This window comes from Sinobacterium norvegicum (assembly GCF_923077115.1).
GTDB lineage: Bacteria > Pseudomonadota > Gammaproteobacteria > Pseudomonadales > Sinobacteriaceae > Sinobacterium > Sinobacterium norvegicum.
On the sequence record NZ_CAKLPX010000004.1, the window covers coordinates 145,059 to 168,172 of the forward strand.

The window sequence follows — 23,114 nt, forward strand, 5'->3', positions numbered from 1 at the left end:
CGTCACAGCTTGATATAGCCTTCGACGCGGTTATTATCTATCCGTCTAACGCCGGCGTGGCACCACCCCTGGCTCTCGCCGGGACCGGTAATTAACAAACCACCGGGTTTTAGTCTTTCAAACAGTGCATTGAGGACTGAAGTACGCCCCTCCTGCTTGAAATATATCAACATATTCTGACAGTAAATGACATCCATCATCATTTTAGGGAGCTGCTCTACCAAGCTAATATTGGATCGGCTAAAACATACTCTGCTTTGAACAGCCGGTACTACTTGATACTGACCCTTTGCTATTGGCCTGAAGTACCGATAGCGCAATGATGGTTCTATTATTTGTAATTGTGTCTGCTTGTAAACTGCTGTTTCTGCACTGGCAATGGCACTGTTACTAATATCTGTACCGGTTACCCCAAAAAATGTATCTGTCGAGGTAGCACGAACAGCCTCTGCCGCGGTAACAGCCAAACTGTAGGCCTCTTCCCCGGAAGAGCACCCTACGCTCCACAATTCTAACGACTCTTCTACGTTACCCTGTGTAATCTGCTGTTCAAGATATTCTTGCACAGTAATGAATGCCGCAGGGTCTCTGAAAAAACGTGTTTCTTGTACCGTCAGGCTGTTAAGCAACTCACCCCATTCAATAATGGAACTGCGCTCTACGCTATCAACCTGTTGTAAATATTGATCATAACAGTCACAGCCAAGCTGCCTCATTCGTTTGAGTAGCCCGGCCTGTAAAATTGACTTATGGCCACCCAGGTAAATCCCTGTACGGCTCTCTAGCAGCTGCTGCCAGCGCCTAAACTGATTGTCAGTTAAGTCTGGCTGCGATTTCAACGCCCAACTCAAAGCACTATCGCCCCTTTGTTAAAGCGTTGCGAAAAAAAAGCAAAAACATCATTTAAACAACGACGATTGCAGCACGGGTTAAACCGGCTGCAACTCATCCGCTGGCCGAGACAGCTCTGGCAACTCTGCACCAAGCTCCATCTCTTCTTCTGGCAAGGTAAAACCAGCAACCGACTCACGAAGATCGACGGCCATAACAGCCAGGTTACCGATCGACGTTGCTGTGGTTGTGGTACCAGAAGATGTCTGCGAGGTAATTTCTTGGATAACGTTCATCGTATTAGAAATGTGACCCGCTGATGCAGCCTGCTGTCTCGCAGCGTTCGAGATGTTCTGGATCAATTCAGCCAAGCTGCTCGATACACTCTCGATCTCTTCCAGTGCAACACCAGCATCCTGCGCCAGACGTGCGCCTCGAACAACCTCAGAGGTGGTTTGTTCCATCGAGATTACAGCCTCGTTGGTGTCAGACTGGATCGTCTTAACCAGTGCTTCAATCTGCTTGGTTGCATTCGAAGAACGTTCCGCCAATCGCTGTACTTCATCGGCAACAACCGCGAAGCCTCGACCAGCATCACCGGCCATCGATGCCTGGATTGCCGCGTTAAGTGCCAAGATGTTGGTCTGGTCGGCGATGTCGTTGATCAACGATACGATATCTCCGATTTCCTGCGACGATTCACCCAATCGCTTAATACGTTTCGCCGTATCCTGTATCTGCTCACGAATAGTATCCATCCCGTGGATAGTATTCTGTACCACTTCGGCGCCAGAGTTAGCAATTTTTACCGACCTGTCGGCAACCGAAGCTGATTCAGAGGCGTTAGCCGATACTTGGTCGATGGTCACAGCCATTTCATTAATCGCGGCTGATGCTCCGGCAATCTCTTGCGCTTGGTGCTCAGAAGCCTCTGCTAAGTGCAGTGCCGTACCCTGAGTTTCTTCCGCAGCCGATGATACTCTTACCGCGGTATCGTTAATCTGCGATACAAGAATACGCAATTGGTCAATGGTGAAGTTGATAGAGTCGGCAATGGCGCCGGTAAAATCTTCCGATACTGTCGCAGTCGTCGTCAAGTCACCATCAGCCAAGTCAGCCAGCTCATCTAGCAAACGCAGGATTGCTGTCTGGTTAGTTTCGTTGGTTTCGTTCTCTTCCACTAACTGTTGCGATGTTCTACGCGAACTACCCATACCCATAATGGCAAGTAGAATCAAGATTGCAGCGCCGATACCGGCGAGGGTTTGTGGGTTGATAGCACGACTGCTATCCAAGCCACCAATAGCCGTTACTAGATCCGCAATAGCAAGCTGCATCTGGCTCTCGCCGTTAATGATTTGCTCTGCAGCCTTTCGTGCAAGCGCCAAGTCTGGCGAGGCCAATACGATTTCATCAACCGAGTCCGATACAAAGCCATATAGTTCAACAATTTCTTGCAAGCTTGTTAGAGCGTCGGGGTCTTTTACCTTGGTAATACGCAGAGAACGGTTGCCCTCTAGCATTCCTGTTAGTACTGCACGGAACAGAATGGCTTGCTGGCTAAACTGATCAGCCGCCTCTACCGCGTCAACACGACCCTCTAGCATTTTATCGACGTTACGAGCGATTCGCTCCATCAACAAACTTTGCCCCTGAGCCTGAACGGTAGATTCTGCATCGGCGTTGGTGTCGAGCATGATCTCAACAACGTTTTCATATTCGGCCTGTACCGCGGGAACCGATTCGTTAAGCGTATCGGCAACCTCATGCAAAAGCAGGATACGATCACGGTTGTCAACGATGGTCATCGAAGATTCATCAAGCATTTTCCATACCTGATTAATCTCCGATAAGTTGGCTGCCAACAAGTCGCTATCTGAGCCACTACTGGTCAACTTCGACAATGTCGCCTTAAACTCACCACGCGCATCTTTCAGCTTATCAAACGCCGACTCCACGCCTTCTGTGGCTTCACGCGATGATGTTGCAATCTGCTGCAACAACACGCGCAAATCACCAGTAGATTCTAAGTAACTAGCCTCATCACCTACCTGCTGAATCACCTTATAGCCAACACCCATAAACGCGACAATCAAAAGAACAAGCAGGACTGTTAGCCCTGAAATTCCCGATGCTTTTGACGCATTGGCCGTTTTTTTAGTATTACTCATGCCCCCGATCCCCGACAGTACTCATTTTAAGTATTTTTATGTCTATATCTAACTGGCCGCAGCATTTGAGAAATGCCCATCAGCCGCTAACAAAAATGGACTGAAAACAGCCCATGCCTCATTATTCACGATGTACGAACCGACGAGAAATTCACTAAACTCGGCCGCATCCTCAACAATTTCATCGGCAAAGTTATCTGCCGGAAAGTGCTGCATACCAAAAACTTTATCAACAACCAGGCCAGTATAAAGCTCACCCTTTTCTACCACCAACACACGACGCTCTCTGCTGGTGGTCACCTTATCCCCGTCAAAAAACTGATTGAGATCGATCAAGGGAAGCAATCTACCGCGCACGTTTGCCACGCCTTTTACCCAAGGTTGGACCCCCGGCATGCGTGTCACTTCTGGCAACACTAACATTTCAGCCACTTCGGCCATCGGGGCTACCATTTTCACCCCGCCTAAAGTAAAGCCGACACCACTCCAGTAGGTTTGAATATCTTGCTGTGCAGGCAAGCCCGCAGCAGACTCAGCACTGCGCTGGGCAATAGCCGATAATAAAGCAAATGGCTCCTGGGTATTGTTCATGCTGGCGTCACCTAGTTCTTTAAATTGTGGCGCTAGCCAGCACGTCTTTGATGGTATTCATAAGCAGCTTTTCTTCCAGCGGCTTAGTCAAGTAACCTTTGGCACCCTGTCTTGCGCCCCAGACACGATCGGTCTCTTGATCTTTGGTTGTTACGATAACAACAGGGATATGACTGGTGATGTTGTTACGGCTAAGCTGACGGGTGGCCTGAAAGCCATTGATGCCCGGCATAACAATATCCATCAGCACTAAATCTGGCTTCTCTTGCTTGGCCTTGGCCACGCCATCTTCACCATTTTCAGCTTCCAACACCTCAAAGCCGTGACGGCTAAGAATTGACTTCATCTTCATAGTTTCTGTTGGTGAGTCATCTACAATTAACACTCGTGCCATGCTTAATTCTCCGGTACTACTATTGTTTAAATCCGAAATACTATTGTTTAAATCCGAAATACTATGCTTATGCCAGCGCTTTTTCACCAACGTGGTTTTCAATAGCGCCAAGCAACTCGTTCTTACTAAAAGGTTTTGTTAGGTATTGATCGGACCCTACAATGCGGCCTTTTGCCTTGTCGAATAAGCCGTCCTTACTCGACAGCATGATTACTGGCGTTGACTTGAACTCATTGTTATTTTTTATAAGCGCACAGGTTTGATAGCCATCGAGACGAGGCATCATAATATCGACAAAGATAATGTCAGGTCTGGTATCAGCTATTTTTGCCAACGCATCAAAACCATCGGTTGCGGTAATGACAGTACACCCGACCTTATTTAACAAAGTCTCTGCGGTACGGCGGATAGTTTTACTATCATCTATCACCATAACCTTTAAATCTTCGAAGTTAACACCCATTAAGACAACCCTAACTATATTTATTCTTTTAATTATAACCATGCACAAATCTGCTTGCAGGCTATATTACATTTATTTTTAACACAGATTACTAATGCAATCTACATCCGACGGATTATTATAGAGCCATGTTAATCCCAATAGAGTGGTTTTGTTCACGACTGATGACCCATGTGTTGTAATTAACTATATTAGTACCAGCAACAACCTCTGATTATTAAAGGTATTTACCATGACCACCAAGCTTGCAGTAGTGATGGATGACATCCTCAGCATCAATGTAAAAAAAGACAGCACACTGGCAATGTTAGCCGCTGCTCAGCGTAAAGGCTGGGAGCTCTATTACATACAGCAAGGGGATCTTTACCTCGATCAAGGAGCTGCCAAAGCACTATGCCAGCAGGTCACCAACATCAGCTATGATCCGGCTAATTATTGTACCCTTGCCGCCGCCGAAACAGTCTTACTGCAAGATATCGACGTCATTCTAATGCGCAAAGATCCGCCATTTGACAATGAGTATATTTACTCGACCTACATTCTCGAAGCCGCCGAACAACAGGGGGTGTTAGTTGTTAACAAGCCTCAAAGCCTTCGCGACTGCAACGAGAAGATTTTTGCCACTCAGTTCCCGCAGTGCTGTCCGCCGGTAATGGTCAGCCGCAACGCCGATTTGCTTAAGGCATTTTACGCGGAACACAACGATGTCATATTCAAACCGCTTGACGGCATGGGAGGCACTGCGATCTTTCGTGTTAAACCTGGCGACCCCAACCTGAATGTCATCCTGGAAACTTTAACCAGCTATGGCCAACAAAGCATTATGGCGCAAAAATTTATCCCTGAGATCAGCCAGGGTGACAAGCGCATTCTATTGGTTAATGGTGAGCCGGTTAGCTACAGTCTTGCCAGAGTGCCCGCCAAAGGCGAAACCCGTGGCAACCTTGCTGCAGGCGGCCGTGGTGTGCCGCAACCCCTTACCGATAGAGACCGCTGGATTTGCCAACAAGTCGCTGCCACTTTAAAGCAGAAAGGCTTATTATTTGTCGGTCTAGATGTCATTGGCGACTACTTAACTGAAATTAACGTGACCAGCCCTACCTGCATCCGGGAGTTAGACAGTCATTACAATCTCGACATTGGCGGCCAACTAATGGACGCCATAGAACAACAACTCGTTCATAAATAAGAAGGTACGCGGTAATACAATGGCAGCACAGAACCTCTATAGTCAAAGCAGCTCAGACCGGATTAGCTTCACCCTGTTCTTAGCCGTTGCGGTGCACGCCATTGTTATCCTTGGCGTCAGCTTCAGCAACACACCAAGCACCAATAGCGCATCAACTCTCGAAATCACCCTGTCAATGCACAACAGCACTTCGACACCAGAGGAAGCTGATTATATTGCTCAACACAATCAGCAGGGCTCTGGTACTCTCGATGAGAAAGCAGAGCTGACTACTCGCCAAACTGCACTGTATAACGACCTAGAAATCAAGGATACCGGACAGCCTGCGCAACAACGTAGTGATACCTTAGCGCCGAATATTGAGAGTCAGTACATCACCACCCTCGGGGAAAGCAGCTACACCATTAATTTAGCCCCCCTCGAACAGCAGCTCGAAGAGCAGCAGCACCAGAAACAGCTCTCTGACGAACAACTTAATCAAGATATTGCCAGCCTCAACGCCAGAATAGACAGCAATCGCCAAGCCTATGCCAAGCGACCACGTATTCATCGCATCACCTCGGTTTCTACTCGCTCCAGCATTGATGCTCAGTATCAATATAAATTTCAGCAAAAGGTCGAGCAAATTGGTAACGAGAACTACCCTGCCGCCGCTAAGCAGCGCGATATCGAAGGCGATGTCCTGTTAGTCGTTACTCTTAAACCCAACGGCACCATCCACAGCATTGAGGTAGCTAAATCCTCAGGTCAAGCGATTCTTGATGCCGCAGCGATTCGCAGTGTTCGCATGTCAGCCCCGTTCGAGCCATTTAATAACGAAATGCGCCAAAAAGCAGACCTGTTAGAAATCATACGAACCTGGCAGTTTAGCCAAGACCACCTCACCTCACGCGGCTAAAACGAAATATGACGATAAAAACAGTGCTTGGCTTTGATTATGGCCTTAAACATATCGGCGTAGCCAGTGGTCAAACCATCACCGCCACAGCCACCCCCTTGGTAATATTAAAGGCACAGGATGGTCAGCCCAACTGGCAGCAAGTGAAGCAGTTACTCGACGAGTGGCAGCCCGACCTTGTCATCGTAGGCCTGCCGCTAAATATGGATGGCAGCGCATCGGATATGTCAAACCGGGCAAAGAAATTTGCCAACCGTATTCACGGCCGCTTTGGCGTCACTGTCACCACCGTTGACGAGCGACTATCAAGCTACGAGGCCAAGGGGCAGATAATTCAGCATAGTGGTAGAAGGGATTTCGGCGACAACACCGTCGATGCAGTGGCCGCCCAGATTATTGTACAAGACTGGTTGAATTTACAATCCTAACAATACAACAGTAACGCGGCATGCCGCCGCGCCACTATCAAAAGCGGTTATCGCTGGACTCTTCTTCCAGGCTCAAACCACCGGCGATAGAGTCGACCTGCGACGCACTGGCATCGCCGTCCTTGCCCAGCTTGATCATCAATCGCAAATCATTCGCCGAATCCGCGTAAGCCAGAGCGTCTTCATAGGTGATTTGACCCTCGTTATAGAGTTCATACAACGCCTGGTCAAAGGTTTGCATACCCTGCTCTGACGAGCGCCCCATCAATTCTTTCAACTCGTGTACATTGCCCTTGCGAATCAGGTCAGAGGCCAACGGAGTATTAACCAGCACCTCGACACAGGCTCTGCGCGATTTACCATCCGGCGTTGGGATCAGCTGCTGTGCAATCATGCCACGCAGGTTTAACGACAAGTCCATCCACAGCTGCCGATGCCTATCCGCAGGAAAGAAGTGCAATATCCTGTCCAGTGCTTGGTTAGCATTGTTAGCGTGTAACGTACAAAGGCAAAGATGACCCGTCTCCGCAAAGGTGATGGCGTGCTCCATCGTCTCGCGGCTTCGCACCTCACCAATCATGATGACGTCAGGAGCCTGTCGCAGCATATTCTTTAGCGCCACTTCAAAGGACTCAGTGTCGATCCCCACCTCACGCTGAGTGACAATACACCCCTTATGCTGGTGGATGTATTCGATTGGATCTTCAACCGAAATGATATGACCTTTAGAATTACGATTTCGATGCCCAATCATTGAGGCCAAAGAGGTCGATTTACCGGCGCCAGTGGCACCAACGAAAATAACCAAACCTCGCTTGGTCATGGCCAAGTCTTTAATAATATCGGGCAGCCCGAGGTCTTCCACCATGGGTATATGGGTTTCAATGCGTCGCAATACCATACCGGCAAGGTTACGCTGATAAAAAGCACTGACACGGAAACGGCCAACACCGCGTGCAGAAATAGCAAAGTTACACTCTTTGTTATTTACAAAATCACGCTTTTGCCCCTCATTCATCACACCTAACACAGTCTCTCGTGTTTGCTCGGGACTCAGCGCCTTCGTGGTGACTGGCAAAACCTTGCCATGTACCTTAATCGAGGGCGGGACACCGGCAGTGATAAACAAGTCCGAGGCCCCTTTCTCAACCATTAGTTTTAATAGTTTTTCTATATCCAAGAGTTACTCCATAAACCGCAATATTATCTGACCTACAACCTACCACTACTGTTAGAAGTTAGCGGGAACCTTGGCCTGTTCGCGAGCAATCTGACGGGTGATTTGATTTTTCTTTAACAACCCCTCTAAACACTGATCCATAGTCTGCATGCCGACATTGGCGCCGGTCTGAATAGCAGAGTACATTTGCGCCACCTTACCTTCGCGAATAAGGTTACGAATTGCCGGCGTGCCGATCATAATTTCGTGGGCAGCAATACGTCCGCCACTCACCTTTTTCAAAAGTGTCTGCGAGATAACCGCCTGCAGTGATTCCGACAACATCGAGCGCACCATCTCTTTTTCCTGCGCGGGGAAGACATCAACCACACGGTCAATAGTCTTAGCGGCACTGGTGGTGTGCAGTGTACCGAAAACCAGGTGACCGGTTTCCGCCGCCGTTAAGGCTAGACGAATGGTTTCTAAATCTCGCAATTCACCCACTAGGATAATATCGGGGTCTTCACGCAGCGCCGAGCGTAATGCGTTGTCGAAGCCATGAGTATCTCGGTGCACCTCTCGCTGGTTCACCAGGCATTTCTTAGACTCGTGCACAAATTCTATCGGGTCTTCGATGGTCAAAATATGGTCGTAGCGATTGTCGTTGATAAAATCGATCATCGCTGCCAGCGTGGTCGACTTACCCGAGCCTGTCGGGCCGGTGACCAACACCAAACCGCGCGGTTGCTCAGCAATTTGCTGAAACACCTTACCCATGCCAAGGTCTTCCATGGTCAAAACCTTAGAAGGGATGGTACGGAATACACCGCCGGCACCACGGTTATGGTTAAAGGCGTTAACACGGAAGCGGGCGACACCGGGAACCTCAAAGGAGAAATCGGTTTCGAGATGCTCTTCGAAATCTTTGCGCTGCTTATCATTCATGATCTCGTAAATTAGACCGTGAATCTCTTTATGCCCCATCGCAGGAACATTAATACGTCGCACGTCACCATCGACGCGAATCATCGGCGGTAGATCGGCAGATAGGTGCAAATCAGAAGCACCTTGCTTAGCACTAAAGGCCAGTAGTTCAGTAATATCCATAGCGGTTAAACCGTTTCACTTTTATTTATTGATATGTCTGAGCCCAGCAAGCAAGCTTCACTCACTGTGCGCTATAATCCGGTAATGTTAGATTTTATAGAGAGTTATCACCGTAATGATCAAGATAGCAGACAAAGTCAATCTCGTACATGAGCGCATAGCCAATGCCTGTCAATTGTCAGGGCGAAAATGTGACGAGGTTCAGCTTTTAGCCGTCAGCAAAACCCGAAGCCCTGAAGAGGTTGCCGAGGCTTACCAACAGGGTTGCCGTGATTTCGGTGAAAACTACCTTCAGGATGCCCTGGGCAAAATAAGCGCCACGGCACTTGAACACTGCCGCTGGCACTTTATCGGCAAACTGCAGTCCAATAAAACCCGTGCCGTCGCCGAACACTTCGATTGGATGCACACTGTCGACCGCTTGAAGATTGCTCAACGGCTGAGCGAGCAGCGACCCGCCACACTGCCGCCACTGAATATTTGTCTGCAGGTCAATATCAGCGGCGAGGAGAGTAAATCGGGCATCGCCCCAGCAGAGCTGATCTCGCTGGCCGAGAAGATTTCCGCCCTTAGCGGGGTGAAACTGCGCGGTTTGATGGTCATCCCTGCCGCCAGCAACGAGCCAGAACAACAACGGTCAGCCTTTGCCAACAGCTACCAACTCTATCGGCAACTGCAGCAGCGTTTCGATGGTATCGACACCCTGTCGATGGGCATGAGTGGCGACTTGGAGGCCGCCATCGCCGAGGGCAGCACCATTGTCCGTGTTGGCACCGATATATTCGGCCCCCGCGCGGTTTAATACCCCGGCGCCGAGAAGTAATTAACATGCGAGCAAATAGTCAGTAAACTGCTTGCCAATTATAGAGATAGTTAACTCGAGGATTATCGCCGTGAGCGACAACACAATTGCATTTATCGGTGCCGGCAACATGGCCAGCGCACTGTTTGGCGGTTTAATCAGCCAGGGTTACCAGGCCAGTAAAATTTGGGCCGCCGACCCCTACCAGGGCAGTCTGGACAACGCTGCCGCTCTCGGTGTCAACACCACCACCGACAACACCGTCGCCATTGCCGAAGCTGATATTGTTGTGCTCGCGGTAAAACCTCAGGTGTTAAAAGACGTGTTGCTGCCACTGCAGAACAGCTTTGCCGCGCGCAAGCCACTGATTATCTCCATTGTCGCCGGCATTGAGATCAGCAGCCTGCAGCAGTGGCTCGGAGATGACCAGGCCATTGTTCGCTGTATGCCCAACACACCGGCACTGGTTAAACGAGGCGCCACCGGCCTGTTTGCCAATACCAATGTCAGCAGCGAGCAACGCCGCGCCACCAGCGCCGTGCTCGATGCTGTCGGCATCAGCCTGTGGGTCGACAGCGAGACTCAGATCGATGCTGTCACCGCCGTCTCAGGCTCTGGCCCGGCATACTTCTTTCTACTTATCGAGGCGATGACCGACGCCGGCGAGAAACTGGGCCTCAGCCGTGACACCGCCGCTCAACTGACCTTGCAAACCGCTCTCGGGGCAGCAGAAATGGCCTGCAACAGTGATGTCGATGCCGCCGAATTACGCCGTCGCGTCACCTCGCCAGCCGGCACCACCGAAGCCGCTATTAACAGCTTCGAGCAGCAGGGCTTCAGAGACGTCGTCGACACGGCACTCAATGCCGCTAATCGTCGCTCCAGCGAACTGGCTGAATTGCTGGGTAAATAGTTCACGGCAGAGTAAACACGGGGTGATATTTAGAATATCGCCCCCATATTGAATATCATTACTATCTTTTTGCGGAGACCATTATGGGCGCAGTGTCTGAAATCGCCGGCTACCTCGCCAGCACGCTGATTACCTTTTATCTGTTTATTGTTATTCTGCGCTTTCTTCTGCAACTGGCCCGGGCTGATTTCTATAACCCAATTTCGCAGTTTATCGTCAAGGCCACCAACCCGCCGCTACGGCCGATGCGCCGGTTTATTCCCCCGATGGGCGGCCTCGATAGTTCCTCATTAATACTGGCTCTAATTGTTCAGGCCATCGGCATCAGCGCCTTGTTATACATTAATTACAGCGCCGTGGCACCGGCCATCTCGCTGTTGATTTGGTCTTTGCTCGGCGTCGCGACTGCGTTTACCAAATTGTTTTTTATCACTATTTTAGTGTCTATCGTGTTCAGCTGGCTGGCGCCCCAGAGCCGCCATCCGGCGCTGACGTTACTGCATCAAGTCAACGAGCCGGTCATGGCGCCCTTTCGGCGTATTCTGCCCGATATGGGCGGCCTCGACCTATCGCCCATCTTGGTCTTTATCAGCATCAACGTGTTGGAAATCATGATCCGTCATGGCGCCGTCGCCTCTGGTATGCCCGCCGGTATTATCATCGGCTTAAACTAACAGCGCTTGCACAGACGCAGCACCGCTTATCCCCTTGCGGGCTGCGCTTATTTTTTGAGGAAACCATTATGCCGCCAGAGGCAACAGAGCAATCCGTAGGCTTAGTCACCCCTATTTTGCACCGCTTCGAAGATGACCTTTTGCTCGCCTGTGGCAAGACGCTGAACGGCTATGAGCTCATGTACGAGACCTACGGCGAGCTCAACGAAGAGAAGACCAATGCAGTATTGATCTGCCACGCGCTATCGGGCAATCACCACGCCGCCGGCTATCACAGTTTTGATGATAAACGCCCCGGCTGGTGGGATAGCTATATTGGTCCCGGCAAACCCATCGACACCAACCGCTTCTATGTCGTGTCACTGAATAATATTGGTGGCTGCTCAGGTTCGACAGGACCGCTGAGTATCAACCCTGATACTGGCAAAGCCTGGGGGGCAGGCTTTCCAGGACTGCGTGTACGCGACTGGGTCAACACCCAGGTCCACCTCGCCGACCTACTCGGCATCGATGTCTGGGCCGCCGTTGTTGGCGGCAGCCTCGGCGGCATGCAGGCACTGCGCTGGTCGCTGGAATACCCTGAACGGATCAAACACTGCGTGGTCATTGCCTCGGCAATGAAGCTGACGGCACAAAATATCGCCTTCAACGAGGTGGCACGCAAGGCCATTACCTCAGACCCAGAATTTCACGATGGCAACTATGCTGAACACGGCACCATTCCTAAGGATGGCCTGGCGCTGGCGAGAATGGTTGGCCACATCACCTATCTCTCCGATGAGGTACTAGGCAGTAAATTTGGTCGAGAACTGCGGTCTGGCTCTTTTAAAATGGGCCAGGATGAGGGGGTCGAGTTTCAGATTCAGAGTTATTTAAACCATCAGGGCGAGAGCTTCTCCGGCAGCTTCGATGCCATCAGCTATATCCGCATGACTCAGGCATTGGACTTTTTTGACCTCGCCCGCGAATACGGTAACAATGCGCCCTCCGCCTTTGCCAACGCCACCTGCGACTTCTTTGTGGTGTCGTTTACCAGTGATTGGCGCTTCAGCCCCGAGCGCTCACAGGAGACCGTCAAGGCATTAATGGAGGCGCAGAAAAACGTCTCCTATGTCGAGATCGAATCGAAGCTTGGTCACGATGCCTTTCTGCTCCCTAATACCCGTTACCAAGAGGTCTTCAGCGCCTATATGAATCGCGTCTTTAAATCGATTAAGGAGGTAAAATAATGCGCTTCCCTACTAAGCTAGTACAGCCATGGATTACCCCGGGCAGCCGCGTTCTCGACCTCGGTTGCGGCGACGGCACACTGTTGCGTCAACTGCAGGAAAACATTGATGTTCGCGGCTATGGCATTGAAAACGATGATTTTAACATCACCGCCTCGATCGATCAGGGGATTAATATCATCGAGCAAGATCTCGACAAGGGGCTGAGCAACTTTGCCGACAACAGCTTCGATACGGTGATAATGACCCAGACACTCCAGGCCGTGCGCTATCCGCACCTGGTCATCGATGAAATGCTTCGGGTCGGCAAACAATGTATCGTCGCCTTTCCCAACTTTGGTAACTGGCGCTCCCGCTGGTATCTCAATACTCAAGGTAAGATGCCGATCTCAAAATTCATGCCCTATACTTGGTATGACACACCCAATATTCACTTCTGTACCGTCGCCGACTTCGAGGCGCTGTGTGATCAGAAAAACATCGATCTGGTCAATCGTTGCTACGTCGATCATATGAACAATACCGGCCCGATGTCCAAAACATGGCCCAACATGTTCGCCGTCACTGCCATCTATCGCATTACCAAATAGGCCATACCATGTCGTACTTTTCCGCCGCCCTTCGTCTACCGGTACTCGTCATGCTACTGCTCACCAGCAGCCTTGGCTGGGCAGACTTTAAAACCCAGACTGACATCGAGGATGTTGAGATCCACTATGTCATTTTTCCCAGCTCGATGATCGCCCCTGAGACGGCCAACGCCCTCGGTCTCACCCGCCACAGCAATATCCAGTTCATCAATGTGTCTGTGCGGAAAAAACAGCCCGACGGCAGCACGATTGCCAACCCCGCCGTGGTCGGCGGCGAGTATTCAGACCTTATCCACCGACGCCCTCTCGAGTTTATAGAGGTTAAGGAAACCGGTGCGATCTATTATTTGTCGCCGATTCGCTTCCCCGGTGAGGATGCCAAGATGACTTTTTCACTCGACGTCAAATACGACGATAAAAAGCCCGCAACAAAAATCGAATTCGTTCGCACCCTCTACCGCGACATCAAATAAAGGCTTTTTATGCAACAGATCGTCCTCGCCAGTGGCAACCAAGGCAAGCTGAAAGAATTCAACAGCCTGCTTGGCGACATGCACATCGAAGTCATACCACAGAGCCAGTTTGGATTTGCCGAGGCCATCGAAGACGGCCTCAGTTTTGTTGAAAATGCTATTATCAAAGCACGCCATGCCTGCCTTCATACCGGCCTACCCGCGCTGGCCGACGATTCTGGGCTAGAAGTTGACGCCCTCAATGGTGCCCCCGGCATATACTCGGCTCGCTACAGCGATGATGTTACGGCTGGTAAGGCCACCGACGACAGCAATAATGATAAACTATTATCCGCCCTCACCGATGTTGCCGACGGCCATCGCAGCGCTCGCTTTCACTGCGTACTGGTCTATATGCGCCATCATCAAGACCCCACGCCGCTGATCTATCACGCCAGCTGGGAGGGCACGATAGGCCGCCAGCGTCACGGCGCTCAGGGCTTTGGCTATGACCCGATATTTTGGCTGGCAGAGCACAACTGCACCAGCGCTGAGCTGCCTCGCGATCTCAAGAATACGATCAGCCACCGAGCTCAGGCACTGCAACAGTTAGTACCTGCGCTCAAGGCGCGTCTTTCGCCATGATGCTGCCACCACTGTCGCTTTATATTCACGTACCGTGGTGCGTGCGTAAGTGTCCCTACTGTGATTTCAACTCCCACAAACAGCCCGATGTGATCCCCGAAGAGGCTTATATCGATGCGTTGATCGCTGATTTGCAGCAAGAAGCTCAGTTGATCAGTGGCCGTCGTATTCACTCGATTTTCATTGGTGGCGGCACCCCCAGCCTTCTAAGCGCTGCGGCATACCAACGCTTGTTCGATGCCATCGAGAACATCGTCGGCATCGAATCCGGCGCCGAGATTACGCTGGAGGCAAACCCGGGAACCGTCGAACAAGATAAGTTTACCGGTTATCGTGCCGCCGGCATTAATCGACTATCGATTGGCGTACAGAGCTTTCACCCTGAGCAACTTTCAGCCCTGGGCAGAATACACAGCAGTGGCGAGGCCATCGTCGCCGCCGACAAGGCCAGAGCCGCTGGATTTGATAACTTCAATATCGACCTGATGCACGGCTTACCAGGACAGCAAGCTTCTCAAGCCTGTGCCGATATACAACAGGCCATCGATTGCGCCCCCAGCCATATCTCGTGGTACCAGCTGACCATCGAGAAAAACACTGAGTTTTTTAACCGCCCTCCGGTGATTCCTGAGGAACAGGTGTTGGCCGATATTCAGTGTCAGGGCGAGGCATTACTCAAACAGCACGGCTATGTTGGCTACGAGGTTTCAGCCTATGCCCGGCATGGCAGACAGTCACAACACAATCTGAACTACTGGCAGTTTGGTGACTATATAGGGATCGGCGCCGGTGCTCACGGCAAGATCAGCAGTCTGGACGGGTCGATTATTCGCCGGGCCAAAACCCGCCTCCCCAAAGACTATCTCGACCCCACAAAACAATTCTGCTGCCAACAAGATGCCATTGCCAGTGACGACATTGCCATCGAGTTTTTGATGAACAGCCTTCGTCTGACCGGGGGCGTTGCTCAATCACTGTTCCAACAACGCACCGGCCAAGCCTTTAGCCTTATCGGGGCCCAAGTCTCCGAGCTACAACGGCGCGGCTTGCTATTAAAAGGCGACAGGATTGCCACCACCGCGCTAGGGCGACGCTATTTAGACAGTATCTTAGAGCAGTTTATTTAAGCTGTTCGAAGCCGTCGATAATTGGGCAGTCATCGGCGTTATCCCTTCCTTCACAACGCTCCACCATGGCCGAAAGCTCTTGGCGCAGCAGCTGCAACTGCTCTATTTGACCATCGAGGATTGCCAGCTTTTGGTGAATAATTGCCTGAGCACGGGATTGGGAATGGCTGCTGTCACGTCTCAGCACTAATAGCTCAGCAATTTCCTTCAGTGAGAAATTCATCAGCTGCGCCCGTCGAATAAACTGCAGGGTCGCCAACTCGTTCGGGCCATAACTTCGCTGGCCAGATTGCAGGCGTTTGACGCCTTTCAGTAAACCAATTTTTTCATAGTATCGTAACGTGTCAACACTGACACCGGCAGCCAGGGCAAGCGCACCGATACGCAACGGCTAAGACTCTTGCTGCTGGGCCGGCTGGGCGGCTTTGCTGGCATTATTGCGTTGACCACCGCGCTGGCTCCGCTGATTACGGTTGTTCGTCCGACGGCGACGATTGTTACCGTTGTTGTTTCTACCACCACCGGCAGGCTTTGCCTGATTGACCGTGACGTTTCTGCCATTAAAGGCGCTGCCATCGAGAGCATGAATCGCATCCTTGGCCTCATCATGATTATTCATGATGACAAAGCCATAGCCCTTCGGCTTACCCGTTTCCTGATCTTTGATCAGGTTAATTTTTTCAACATCACCAAAATCTTCAAAGGCATCACGAAGGTCTTCTTCTGTGGTCTCAAAAGTTAGGTTTCCAACAAATATATTCATTTATTACGCTCTAATCGCTTTTCACAGAGATATTTACAGCCCACGACCATTGTCAAATCGTCGAGAACTCGAAAGCTTTTAATCAAATTTCAATTTTTCAGTTGTATCTGGAGTCAACTCTAGGTTTAACCTTGCTACTCAATCGAGAGTACTACATTTATAGCTGCTCGATTTGACGAAAATTTAACGCGTTGTTCTGTTAATAGTCCGGCAACAGACGCAACGAAAGTTCTTTAAGATTGAAAACAGTCCATATCGCTATAACTGTAGAATCAGCTATAGCCACTATCGGCGGGAAACTGGTTCCCTGCCTGCAAAATACTTAACACAATTGCTAATTTATAACGTGTCTTATACAACAGTCGGTTGTATTTAGTCATCTTATCACATGACCGACGGTTGCACAGTTTCAAAATTAGCCTTAATCGGCGACAACGGCAAGTGAAATTCGTCGTAGATTAGAAACCAGACGTCAAATGGGGGTTGTCATGACATCAGCAGCATCGAAAAATCGGTCAACATCTAGCAACATCGTCAATCAATATTTGATCAGCGGGCCCCGCTGCAATAGCTGTGTGGCCAAGGTTGAGGCGGCTATTGCCCCCCTGCCAAACGTCTCTTCAGTCAACTTCAACCTGCCTCAGCTCACCCTGACAGTCACTGGCCCGATCGCTGATACTGAGATTTTCCGTGCCATAGAAGCGCTGGACTACAGTGCGACCAAAATACATTCTGTGGCTGAGGCCGAGTCTGAGAAAGCATTACAGCAACACGAGCAGTACCTCCGTCATCGCAATCGCGGTCTGGCAGCGCTGGCCCTGGGTCTACCACTAATGGCCTATGGCATTATCTTCGACATGTCGATTAGTCACAGTCAACAACAGCTGGGCTGGGGCTTGGTCGGCCTGTTAACGTTGGCAGTCCTCACCCTTTGTGGTGGCCACTTTTTCAGCAGTGCGCGTTCGCAGTTTCGTCAGCTCAGTTTTGGCATGGACAGTCTTGTCGCCGTCGGCACTGGTAGTGCCTGGCTGTATTCAGCGGTTATTGTGATTGCACCAGCAGCTTTTCCGCCCGCGGCCAGACATGTTTACTTTGAGGCCGCCGCAATGATCATCGGCTTGATTAATATTGGCCAAGCGCTGGAACTCAAGGCCAAGGGAGCAACCTCGCAAGCGTTGAAGAAACTGATTGGATTTCAAGTCAAACAGGCCATCGTCATCACCAGTGATGGCGAACAGCTGACCGCCTTTGAAAACATCAACATCGGCGACCTTGTTCGCCTGCGCAGCGGAGACAAGGTGGCCGTCGATGGTATTATTCATGAGGGTGGTGGCCATGTCGATGAGTCGATGCTAACCGGCGAACCCATCCCCAACTACAAGGCCGCTGGAGACTCTATTTTTGCCGGCACACTCAACACCGATGGTAATATTGTTTATCGAGCCAGCCGAGTCGGTCGTGATACCGCACTGGCTAGAATCATAGAACTGGTAAAAAGCGCTCAGGGCAGCAAGCTGCCCATCGGTAAACTGGCGGATAAAATAGCCTCTGTCTTTGTCCCCGTTATTTTCTTTATTGCCCTGATCAGTGCAGTCGCCTGGTATGCCTTCGGGCCCGAACCAACCATACTCTATATGCTCATCACCGCTGTCACGGTTCTCATTATTGCCTGCCCCTGCGCCCTTGGACTCGCCACACCAATGTCGATCATGGCCGGTATCGGCCTGGCGGCAGAGAAAGGCATCTTGATCCGCGAGGGGGAGGCCTTACAAAAAGCCGCCTCCATCGATACCGTTGTGCTCGATAAAACTGGCACAATCACCATAGGTGGCCCTAGATTAGTCGACACTGTCACCGTTGACGGCTACAACAAATCAGAGGTTCTCGCCATAGCGGCCGCGCTTGAAACTGGTTCGAGCCACCCTGTCGCCCAGGCATTAATCAACGCCTATCAAGGCCGACCCTTAAAGGCACAGCAGTATGTCTATTATGCTGGGCTGGGAGTCCAGGCTGAGCTAGATGGCAAACGCTACTTGCTCGGCAATCTAAAGCTGCTGAGCCAACAGCGCATCGCTCAATCGACCCTCTTCAATAATGGCGAAAAGCTACAACAGCAGGGTAAGACTGTTATTTATCTCGCCAATCACGAAGCCGTACTGGCCTTGTTCTCCTTCGAGGACAGTCTCAAGACTGAGGCCACCGTCATTATTAGACGCTTACAGCAACATGGGGTGACAGTAATTATGGCCAGCGGTGATAACAGCGCCACCTGCGCCAACGTCGCCGATAAGGTTGGCATCGAGCAATATCATGGCGATTTCTCGCCCGATGATAAACAACAACTGATCGGGCAGTTACAGGCGCAGGGACATCGTGTGGCAATGGTTGGCGATGGGATCAATGACGCGCCGGCACTGGCTCAGGCCGATGTTGGTTATGCCATCGGTGATGGCACTGACATTGCTATTGAAGCCGGTGATATTACCTTAATGGGTAACTCCCTGACCGGTATTCTCGATGCCACCGTCATCAGCAAGGCGACACTGCGCAATATTAAGCAAAACCTCTTTGGTGCTTTCATCTACAACATTGTTGGCATTCCCATCGCCGCAGGCGTGCTATACCCAAGCCTTGGTCTGCTGCTCAATCCCGTGGTTGCAGGCGTCGCGATGTCGCTGTCATCGATTACCGTGGTACTTAATGCCAACCGCTTACGGGGTTTAAAGATTCGCCATTAGCCAGGCATGAAAAAGGCCGCATCTGCGGCCTTTTCTCAACGTCAAAACACTATCAAGCCGTTTTCTCGAACAGCAAATCCCAAACGCCATGGCCTAACTTCTGGCCTCTGGTTTCAAACTTGGTAATGGGGCGATTCTCTGGACGCGATGAGAATACCCCATCACCCAGGGTATTAGTAAAGCCTTCAGCTTCGGTCATCACCTCCATCATCTGCTCGGAATAATGCTCCCAGTCCGTCGCCATATGAAAAATACCGCCCTTTTTCAATTTACGGCGAACGAGCTGAACAAAGTCAGCCTGCACAATACGGCGCTTATTATGACGCGCCTTGTGCCAAGGGTCGGGAAAGAAGAGCTGCAGGGTATCGATACTCTCATCGGGGATACATTGATTCATTATTTGAATCGCATCCTCGTTATAGACCCGCATATTGTTCAGTTCTTTGCTCTCCGACAACGCCAACAGCCGTCCCACACCGGGGCGATGGACTTCGATGCCGATAAAGTCTTTTTCAGGCGCCTCTTCGGCCATCTGCGCCAACGAGGTACCCATACCAAAGCCAATCTCAATCACTACCGGAGCATTGCGGCCAAATACCTCGTTATAATCGATCATACCTTGGTCTAGGAACAGACCTCGCTGCTCCTGCAGTGCCTCGAAAGCAATACGCTGGCCATCGGTCATACGACCACTGCGAAGGACAAAGCTTTTAATCGGTCTGCGTTTTATTTCTTCACTCATCTTTCTTTCACTTTTATAACGATTTAACGCCGGCAATGACTAAGCATAGCCACCCCGCCAAAAAACACAGCCCGCCAATAGGCGTCACCACGCCGAGTATCTTAACCCCGCTTAATGCCAGAGCGTAAAGGCTGCCAGAAAATAACACAATGCCCAGGGCAAACAACCAGCCGGCGACCTTATACAGCCCAATCGATGGGAACTGCGCACCGATCAACACCACCAACAACAGCGCCAATGTATGATAGAACTGATATTCTACCCCGGTTTGATAGGCGGCCATCAGTGTATCATCGAGCTTATTTTTCAGACCGTGAGCACCAAAGGCTCCGATGGCCACCGCCAGAAAACCACTGATGGCGGCAATTATTAACTGGTTAACAGCCATGGCTGAGTCCCTGTTGGTTGGCTATTTCTACGAACAAAAAAATACCCGCGCATGACTGCAGCGGGTACCTGTATTGGCTACGGTCTTACTGAGCAGCGGCTAAGCGCGCTCTTTCCTGTGCCACTAGAAAATCGACGACTTTTAGCATATCAGCTTGGCTACCTGCCATGCGTGCACTGACACGATAACGGCCGTTGACGTTCATCTCTGGCGTTCCTTCTATTTGAGCACCACGGGCGCGAGCATCGGCTTGTTTCACCAGAGAATTAACACCAAAGGAGTTAAAGGCTTTATCAAAATCTTCTGCTGCCACACCATTGCTGACAAAGAAGCTTTTAATATCGCTTTCGGTCATTAATGCTCGCGGCTTGGCGCTCAGCAACTGAAAGAATTTAGCGTGCATTACGTCTAATTTTTTCAATACCTTGGCGGTATAGAAGGCCTTGGCATGCAACGCCATAGGCTGATTCCACATGGCAGGAGAACCGGTTAAAACGGTGTCCTCTGCCGCTGTTTTTTGCCACTCATGCAACAGTGGTTCAAAGTTGGCGCAGTGACCACAGCCATACCAGAAAAATTCAAAGACTTCGATTTTACCCTTGACCGTCGTGGGGACTGGCTTGTCCAGTTTGATATAGTGCTCACCTTCGACATAATCGGCGGCCATGGCAAAGACAGGGGCCAGGACAAGCAGGCTTGCCACTACTAAACGTTTAATCATTACTTCACTCCAGCTGGGGGTAAGTCGAACTATCAATTTTAATTACTAACAAGATTAGAGTCGGTTAACGATTGATAGTTCCTGTTAAGAGGACGAAAAAAGGCGGCACAGGCCGCCTTTTCAACATCAATTACATGGCAGACTAGTGTAAGCCAGAAATATAATTAGAGACCGCACGGATTTCACGGTCTGATAATTTTCCTGCGATGCCACGCATAATCATCGTGTCACCGTCGTTGACGCGGGCAGTAGCATTCGCGGCATCATCATAGCCGGTGCGGAAGGCCTTAAGCTGAGTTTCCACATACTCGGCGTGCTGTCCACCAAGATGCGGGAAACCTGCTGGCGCATTACCTGAGCCTGTTGGCGAATGACAAGCGACACAGGCAGCCAGTCCCTTCTCCTGATCGCCGCTGCGATAGATTTTCTCACCCAAGGCAAGATCAACATCTTTGGCGGGGTTAACCGTGGCGGTTTGGCTGGCGTAAAATGCAGCAATATCTGCCAGATCTTGCTCAGACTTACCATCGAGCTGACCCGTCATCATCGGCACAGGGCGTGCGTTAGATTTGATATCGCTCATTTGCTTGAGCAGGTATTTTTCACCCTGACCAGCAAGTTTAGGGTACATGGCCATGGCACTGTTGCCGTCGGCACCGTGACAGGCAGAGCAGGTAAGTGCCTTATCTTTTCCCGCTGCAGCATCACCAGCGGCATTCACAAAACCAGTGGCGCCCAAGGTCATTAGTGCTATCGCAATGACTTTTTTCATATTCTCAATCCGTATTTATTATTTGCCGGTAGACATATAGGTTATCAATTTTTCGAACTCTTCTGGCGTACAGGTGGTACACATACCCTTAGGTGGCATCGCACCCATGCCGCCGTCAACGGCCTTGACCAGCGCAGGCATGCCCTGCTCTAGACGGACAGCCCATTCATCTGCAACAGCAAATTTCGGCGCACCGGCAGCCCCTGTTCCATGACAGATGACACAGGTTTTATTGTAGGTATCAACCGTTGCTTGATCGGCAGCGTGGGCGCCCATGATGGCGAATAACGCAGTCGTGGCAAGTACAATTTTCTTCATATTTCCCCCAATTCACACAATGCGGCCACCTACGTGATAAAATGACCCCGACAAAATTATTGGTATTATATACAACTACCGTTACAACTGAAACTTGATCGACACTTCGACCCCATTGGAAATCCAAATAATGTCAGATATTCGCTATGAATCGGCACAATTTCTTATCAGCGCGGCAAAATTATCACAGTGCCCGCCTGAAACCGGCTATGAAGTTGCCTTCGCCGGCCGCTCCAATGCGGGCAAGTCCAGCGCGATCAATACATTAACGCACAACAAGAAGCTGGCTCGAACCAGTAAAACACCAGGTCGCACCCAATTACTCAACTTTTTTGACCTGGGCAACAGTCGTTTTCTCGTTGACCTACCTGGATATGGTTACGCCAAAGTCCCCGCCCACATGAAAATTCAGTGGCAAAAGCATATGGAGGAATACCTCAGCGAGCGACAAAGCTTGAGAGGCTTGGTACTGGTTATGGACTGCCGCCACCCATTGCAAAATTTCGACATTATGATGCTAGAGTGGGCCACCGAGTCAGATATGCCCTTGCATATTATCATGACCAAGTCAGACAAACTGAAGAAAGGCCCTGCCAGCAAACAACTACTGATGGTAAAGAAAGAGCTGCAACAGTATGGCGAAAACGTTACCGTACAGCTGTTTTCATCGCTGAAACGCGATGGCCTGACAATTCTTAAAAACACCCTGAACAGCTGGCTGGCGGAAGATGAAAACGTTGTCCTGGCAGATGAGGCCGACGACCAGCCAGAAGCCTAAATTCAGGCAAAAAAAAGCCGGTTAACACGAGGTTACCGGCTGTAAAAGCTGTCAGCTAGGGGTACTGACTAAACTAGACCATGGAATGAAGAAATCACTTTCATTGTATAGATAGACCAGCCTTTACCCTGTTAGTTCCCCCGCACCATAAAATTTATCTATTGCTCTGTTACAAAAGCACCTTTTCAGCCTCAGTATTTCCCGCTGTGCAACAAAAACACTAATGTTAAT

At 50.4% G+C, this 23,114-nt stretch carries 27 protein-coding genes; 13 read left to right on the forward strand and 14 right to left on the reverse strand.

Going from position 1 to position 23,114, the window contains the following annotated elements; translation table 11 throughout:
• Positions 1–2 precede the first annotated feature (2 nt).
• From L9P87_RS15210 to pilG, 5 genes are all read right to left on the reverse strand, one after another.
• Positions 3–851: a CheR family methyltransferase gene (locus L9P87_RS15210; RefSeq protein WP_237445613.1), complete on the reverse strand. Its 849-nt coding sequence runs from the start codon at positions 849–851 to the stop codon at positions 3–5.
• 78 nt (positions 852–929) lie between these two features.
• Positions 930–3,002, reverse strand: a complete 2,073-nt coding sequence (locus L9P87_RS15215) for a methyl-accepting chemotaxis protein (RefSeq protein ID WP_237445614.1) — start codon at positions 3,000–3,002, stop codon at positions 930–932.
• A 48-nt stretch (positions 3,003–3,050) separates the two neighbouring features.
• Positions 3,051–3,593, reverse strand: coding sequence for a chemotaxis protein CheW (locus tag L9P87_RS15220; RefSeq protein ID WP_237445615.1), 543 nt, complete (start codon positions 3,591–3,593; stop codon positions 3,051–3,053).
• A gap of 19 nt (positions 3,594–3,612) precedes the next feature.
• Positions 3,613–3,987, reverse strand: a complete 375-nt coding sequence (gene pilH, locus L9P87_RS15225; protein WP_237445616.1) for a twitching motility response regulator PilH — start codon at positions 3,985–3,987, stop codon at positions 3,613–3,615.
• Between the two features lie 67 nt (positions 3,988–4,054).
• Positions 4,055–4,450 carry a twitching motility response regulator PilG gene (gene pilG, locus L9P87_RS15230; RefSeq protein ID WP_237445831.1) on the reverse strand — a complete coding sequence of 132 codons (396 nt, stop codon included), beginning with the start codon at positions 4,448–4,450 and terminating at the stop codon, positions 4,055–4,057.
• A gap of 232 nt (positions 4,451–4,682) precedes the next feature.
• Between pilG and gshB the strand changes: the two genes are divergently transcribed.
• The 3 genes from gshB to ruvX are packed head-to-tail and all read left to right on the forward strand — an operon-like array spanning position 4,683 to position 6,965.
• Entirely contained in the window at positions 4,683–5,639 is a 957-nt protein-coding gene (gene gshB / locus L9P87_RS15235; RefSeq protein WP_237445617.1) for a glutathione synthase, read from the forward strand.
• A 19-nt stretch (positions 5,640–5,658) separates the two neighbouring features.
• Positions 5,659–6,537 (forward strand): TonB family protein, encoded by an 879-nt coding sequence (locus L9P87_RS15240; protein WP_237445618.1) that lies wholly within the window; start codon positions 5,659–5,661, stop codon positions 6,535–6,537.
• 8 nt (positions 6,538–6,545) lie between these two features.
• Positions 6,546–6,965, forward strand: coding sequence for a Holliday junction resolvase RuvX (gene ruvX, locus L9P87_RS15245; protein WP_237445619.1), 420 nt, complete (start codon positions 6,546–6,548; stop codon positions 6,963–6,965).
• 37 nt (positions 6,966–7,002) lie between these two features.
• Here the strand turns inward: ruvX and L9P87_RS15250 are convergent, their stop codons facing one another.
• Together L9P87_RS15250 and L9P87_RS15255 are read right to left on the reverse strand one after the other, a co-directional pair.
• Complete coding sequence (locus L9P87_RS15250; RefSeq protein ID WP_237445620.1) at positions 7,003–8,145, reverse strand: PilT/PilU family type 4a pilus ATPase; 1,143 nt, start codon at positions 8,143–8,145, stop codon at positions 7,003–7,005.
• A 51-nt stretch (positions 8,146–8,196) separates the two neighbouring features.
• Positions 8,197–9,231 (reverse strand): type IV pilus twitching motility protein PilT, encoded by a 1,035-nt coding sequence (locus L9P87_RS15255; protein ID WP_237445621.1) that lies wholly within the window; start codon positions 9,229–9,231, stop codon positions 8,197–8,199.
• Positions 9,232–9,346: 115 nt separating this feature from the next.
• Between L9P87_RS15255 and L9P87_RS15260 the strand changes: the two genes are divergently transcribed.
• The 8 genes from L9P87_RS15260 to hemW all read left to right on the forward strand — a co-directional run bounded on the left by L9P87_RS15260 (position 9,347) and on the right by hemW (position 15,663).
• Positions 9,347–10,033 carry a YggS family pyridoxal phosphate-dependent enzyme gene (locus tag L9P87_RS15260; protein ID WP_237445622.1) on the forward strand — a complete coding sequence of 229 codons (687 nt, stop codon included), beginning with the start codon at positions 9,347–9,349 and terminating at the stop codon, positions 10,031–10,033.
• Positions 10,034–10,118: 85 nt separating this feature from the next.
• Positions 10,119–10,946: a pyrroline-5-carboxylate reductase gene (gene proC / locus L9P87_RS15265; protein WP_290368528.1), complete on the forward strand. Its 828-nt coding sequence runs from the start codon at positions 10,119–10,121 to the stop codon at positions 10,944–10,946.
• 83 nt (positions 10,947–11,029) lie between these two features.
• A complete protein-coding gene (locus L9P87_RS15270; RefSeq protein WP_237445623.1) occupies positions 11,030–11,620 on the forward strand; it encodes a YggT family protein in 591 nt (196 codons plus the stop codon).
• Positions 11,621–11,688: 68 nt separating this feature from the next.
• Positions 11,689–12,849, forward strand: a complete 1,161-nt coding sequence (gene metX, locus L9P87_RS15275) for a homoserine O-succinyltransferase MetX (RefSeq protein ID WP_237445624.1) — start codon at positions 11,689–11,691, stop codon at positions 12,847–12,849.
• Entirely contained in the window at positions 12,849–13,439 is a 591-nt protein-coding gene (metW, locus tag L9P87_RS15280) for a methionine biosynthesis protein MetW (RefSeq protein ID WP_237445625.1), read from the forward strand. The genes metX and metW overlap by 1 nt, the downstream gene beginning before the upstream one ends.
• Positions 13,440–13,447: 8 nt before the next feature.
• A complete protein-coding gene (locus L9P87_RS15285) occupies positions 13,448–13,912 on the forward strand; it encodes a DUF4426 domain-containing protein (RefSeq protein WP_237445626.1) in 465 nt (154 codons plus the stop codon).
• Positions 13,913–13,921: 9 nt separating this feature from the next.
• Positions 13,922–14,536, forward strand: a complete 615-nt coding sequence (gene rdgB / locus L9P87_RS15290; protein WP_237445627.1) for an RdgB/HAM1 family non-canonical purine NTP pyrophosphatase — start codon at positions 13,922–13,924, stop codon at positions 14,534–14,536.
• The gene (gene hemW, locus L9P87_RS15295; RefSeq protein ID WP_237445628.1) at positions 14,533–15,663 is read left to right on the forward strand and encodes a radical SAM family heme chaperone HemW; all 1,131 of its coding nucleotides are present in this window, start codon (positions 14,533–14,535) and stop codon (positions 15,661–15,663) included. Before rdgB ends, hemW begins: the two co-directional genes overlap by 4 nt.
• Here the strand turns inward: hemW and L9P87_RS15300 are convergent.
• Positions 15,656–16,051 (reverse strand): heavy metal-responsive transcriptional regulator, encoded by a 396-nt coding sequence (locus L9P87_RS15300; RefSeq protein ID WP_237445629.1) that lies wholly within the window; start codon positions 16,049–16,051, stop codon positions 15,656–15,658. The two genes, hemW and L9P87_RS15300, sit on opposite strands and share 8 nt — an antisense overlap.
• A gap of 3 nt (positions 16,052–16,054) precedes the next feature.
• Positions 16,055–16,426, reverse strand: a complete 372-nt coding sequence (gene rbp / locus L9P87_RS15305) for an RNA-binding regulator (RefSeq protein WP_237445630.1) — start codon at positions 16,424–16,426, stop codon at positions 16,055–16,057.
• A gap of 488 nt (positions 16,427–16,914) precedes the next feature.
• On the opposite strand from rbp, the gene L9P87_RS15310 reads away from it, so the two are divergent.
• The gene (locus tag L9P87_RS15310) at positions 16,915–19,164 is read left to right on the forward strand and encodes a heavy metal translocating P-type ATPase (protein ID WP_237445631.1); all 2,250 of its coding nucleotides are present in this window, start codon (positions 16,915–16,917) and stop codon (positions 19,162–19,164) included.
• 52 nt (positions 19,165–19,216) lie between these two features.
• Here L9P87_RS15310 and trmB read toward each other — a convergent pair whose 3' ends face one another.
• From trmB to L9P87_RS15335, 5 genes are all read right to left on the reverse strand, one after another.
• Complete coding sequence (trmB, locus tag L9P87_RS15315) at positions 19,217–19,906, reverse strand: tRNA (guanosine(46)-N7)-methyltransferase TrmB (protein WP_237445632.1); 690 nt, start codon at positions 19,904–19,906, stop codon at positions 19,217–19,219.
• Positions 19,907–19,919: 13 nt separating this feature from the next.
• On the reverse strand, positions 19,920–20,294 hold the full coding sequence (locus L9P87_RS15320; RefSeq protein WP_237445633.1) for a DUF423 domain-containing protein: 375 nt from the start codon (positions 20,292–20,294) through the stop codon (positions 19,920–19,922).
• 85 nt (positions 20,295–20,379) lie between these two features.
• Positions 20,380–21,015, reverse strand: a complete 636-nt coding sequence (locus L9P87_RS15325) for a thiol:disulfide interchange protein DsbA/DsbL (protein WP_237445634.1) — start codon at positions 21,013–21,015, stop codon at positions 20,380–20,382.
• A 142-nt stretch (positions 21,016–21,157) separates the two neighbouring features.
• On the reverse strand, positions 21,158–21,787 hold the full coding sequence (locus tag L9P87_RS15330; RefSeq protein WP_237445635.1) for a c-type cytochrome: 630 nt from the start codon (positions 21,785–21,787) through the stop codon (positions 21,158–21,160).
• 18 nt (positions 21,788–21,805) lie between these two features.
• Positions 21,806–22,105, reverse strand: coding sequence for a c-type cytochrome (locus tag L9P87_RS15335; protein WP_237445636.1), 300 nt, complete (start codon positions 22,103–22,105; stop codon positions 21,806–21,808).
• Positions 22,106–22,235: 130 nt separating this feature from the next.
• On the opposite strand from L9P87_RS15335, the gene yihA reads away from it, so the two are divergent.
• Complete coding sequence (gene yihA, locus L9P87_RS15340; protein WP_237445637.1) at positions 22,236–22,883, forward strand: ribosome biogenesis GTP-binding protein YihA/YsxC; 648 nt, start codon at positions 22,236–22,238, stop codon at positions 22,881–22,883.
• The last annotated feature ends 231 nt before the right edge of the window (positions 22,884–23,114 follow it).

What these genes read in the sequence shown, in the direction of transcription:
- L9P87_RS15255 (WP_237445621.1), bottom strand. Translation starts at nt 9,231, where the DNA reads ATGGATATTACTGAACTACTGGCCTTTAGTGCTAAGCAAGGTGCTTCT.
- gshB (WP_237445617.1), top strand. Translation starts at nt 4,683, where the DNA reads ATGACCACCAAGCTTGCAGTAGTGATGGATGACATCCTCAGCATCAAT.
- L9P87_RS15260 (WP_237445622.1), top strand. Translation starts at nt 9,347, where the DNA reads ATGATCAAGATAGCAGACAAAGTCAATCTCGTACATGAGCGCATAGCC.
- L9P87_RS15270 (WP_237445623.1), top strand. Translation starts at nt 11,030, where the DNA reads ATGGGCGCAGTGTCTGAAATCGCCGGCTACCTCGCCAGCACGCTGATT.
- L9P87_RS15335 (WP_237445636.1), bottom strand. Translation starts at nt 22,105, where the DNA reads ATGAAGAAAATTGTACTTGCCACGACTGCGTTATTCGCCATCATGGGC.
- pilG (WP_237445831.1), bottom strand. Translation starts at nt 4,450, where the DNA reads ATGGGTGTTAACTTCGAAGATTTAAAGGTTATGGTGATAGATGATAGT.
- L9P87_RS15320 (WP_237445633.1), bottom strand. Translation starts at nt 20,294, where the DNA reads ATGGCTGTTAACCAGTTAATAATTGCCGCCATCAGTGGTTTTCTGGCG.
- L9P87_RS15220 (WP_237445615.1), bottom strand. Translation starts at nt 3,593, where the DNA reads ATGAACAATACCCAGGAGCCATTTGCTTTATTATCGGCTATTGCCCAG.
- L9P87_RS15285 (WP_237445626.1), top strand. Translation starts at nt 13,448, where the DNA reads ATGTCGTACTTTTCCGCCGCCCTTCGTCTACCGGTACTCGTCATGCTA.
- metW (WP_237445625.1), top strand. Translation starts at nt 12,849, where the DNA reads ATGCGCTTCCCTACTAAGCTAGTACAGCCATGGATTACCCCGGGCAGC.
- L9P87_RS15310 (WP_237445631.1), top strand. Translation starts at nt 16,915, where the DNA reads ATGACATCAGCAGCATCGAAAAATCGGTCAACATCTAGCAACATCGTC.
- hemW (WP_237445628.1), top strand. Translation starts at nt 14,533, where the DNA reads ATGATGCTGCCACCACTGTCGCTTTATATTCACGTACCGTGGTGCGTG.
- rbp (WP_237445630.1), bottom strand. Translation starts at nt 16,426, where the DNA reads ATGAATATATTTGTTGGAAACCTAACTTTTGAGACCACAGAAGAAGAC.
- pilH (WP_237445616.1), bottom strand. Translation starts at nt 3,987, where the DNA reads ATGGCACGAGTGTTAATTGTAGATGACTCACCAACAGAAACTATGAAG.
- rdgB (WP_237445627.1), top strand. Translation starts at nt 13,922, where the DNA reads ATGCAACAGATCGTCCTCGCCAGTGGCAACCAAGGCAAGCTGAAAGAA.
- L9P87_RS15325 (WP_237445634.1), bottom strand. Translation starts at nt 21,015, where the DNA reads ATGATTAAACGTTTAGTAGTGGCAAGCCTGCTTGTCCTGGCCCCTGTC.
- L9P87_RS15330 (WP_237445635.1), bottom strand. Translation starts at nt 21,787, where the DNA reads ATGAAAAAAGTCATTGCGATAGCACTAATGACCTTGGGCGCCACTGGT.
- metX (WP_237445624.1), top strand. Translation starts at nt 11,689, where the DNA reads ATGCCGCCAGAGGCAACAGAGCAATCCGTAGGCTTAGTCACCCCTATT.
- L9P87_RS15215 (WP_237445614.1), bottom strand. Translation starts at nt 3,002, where the DNA reads ATGAGTAATACTAAAAAAACGGCCAATGCGTCAAAAGCATCGGGAATT.
- L9P87_RS15240 (WP_237445618.1), top strand. Translation starts at nt 5,659, where the DNA reads ATGGCAGCACAGAACCTCTATAGTCAAAGCAGCTCAGACCGGATTAGC.
- ruvX (WP_237445619.1), top strand. Translation starts at nt 6,546, where the DNA reads ATGACGATAAAAACAGTGCTTGGCTTTGATTATGGCCTTAAACATATC.
- yihA (WP_237445637.1), top strand. Translation starts at nt 22,236, where the DNA reads ATGTCAGATATTCGCTATGAATCGGCACAATTTCTTATCAGCGCGGCA.
- trmB (WP_237445632.1), bottom strand. Translation starts at nt 19,906, where the DNA reads ATGAGTGAAGAAATAAAACGCAGACCGATTAAAAGCTTTGTCCTTCGC.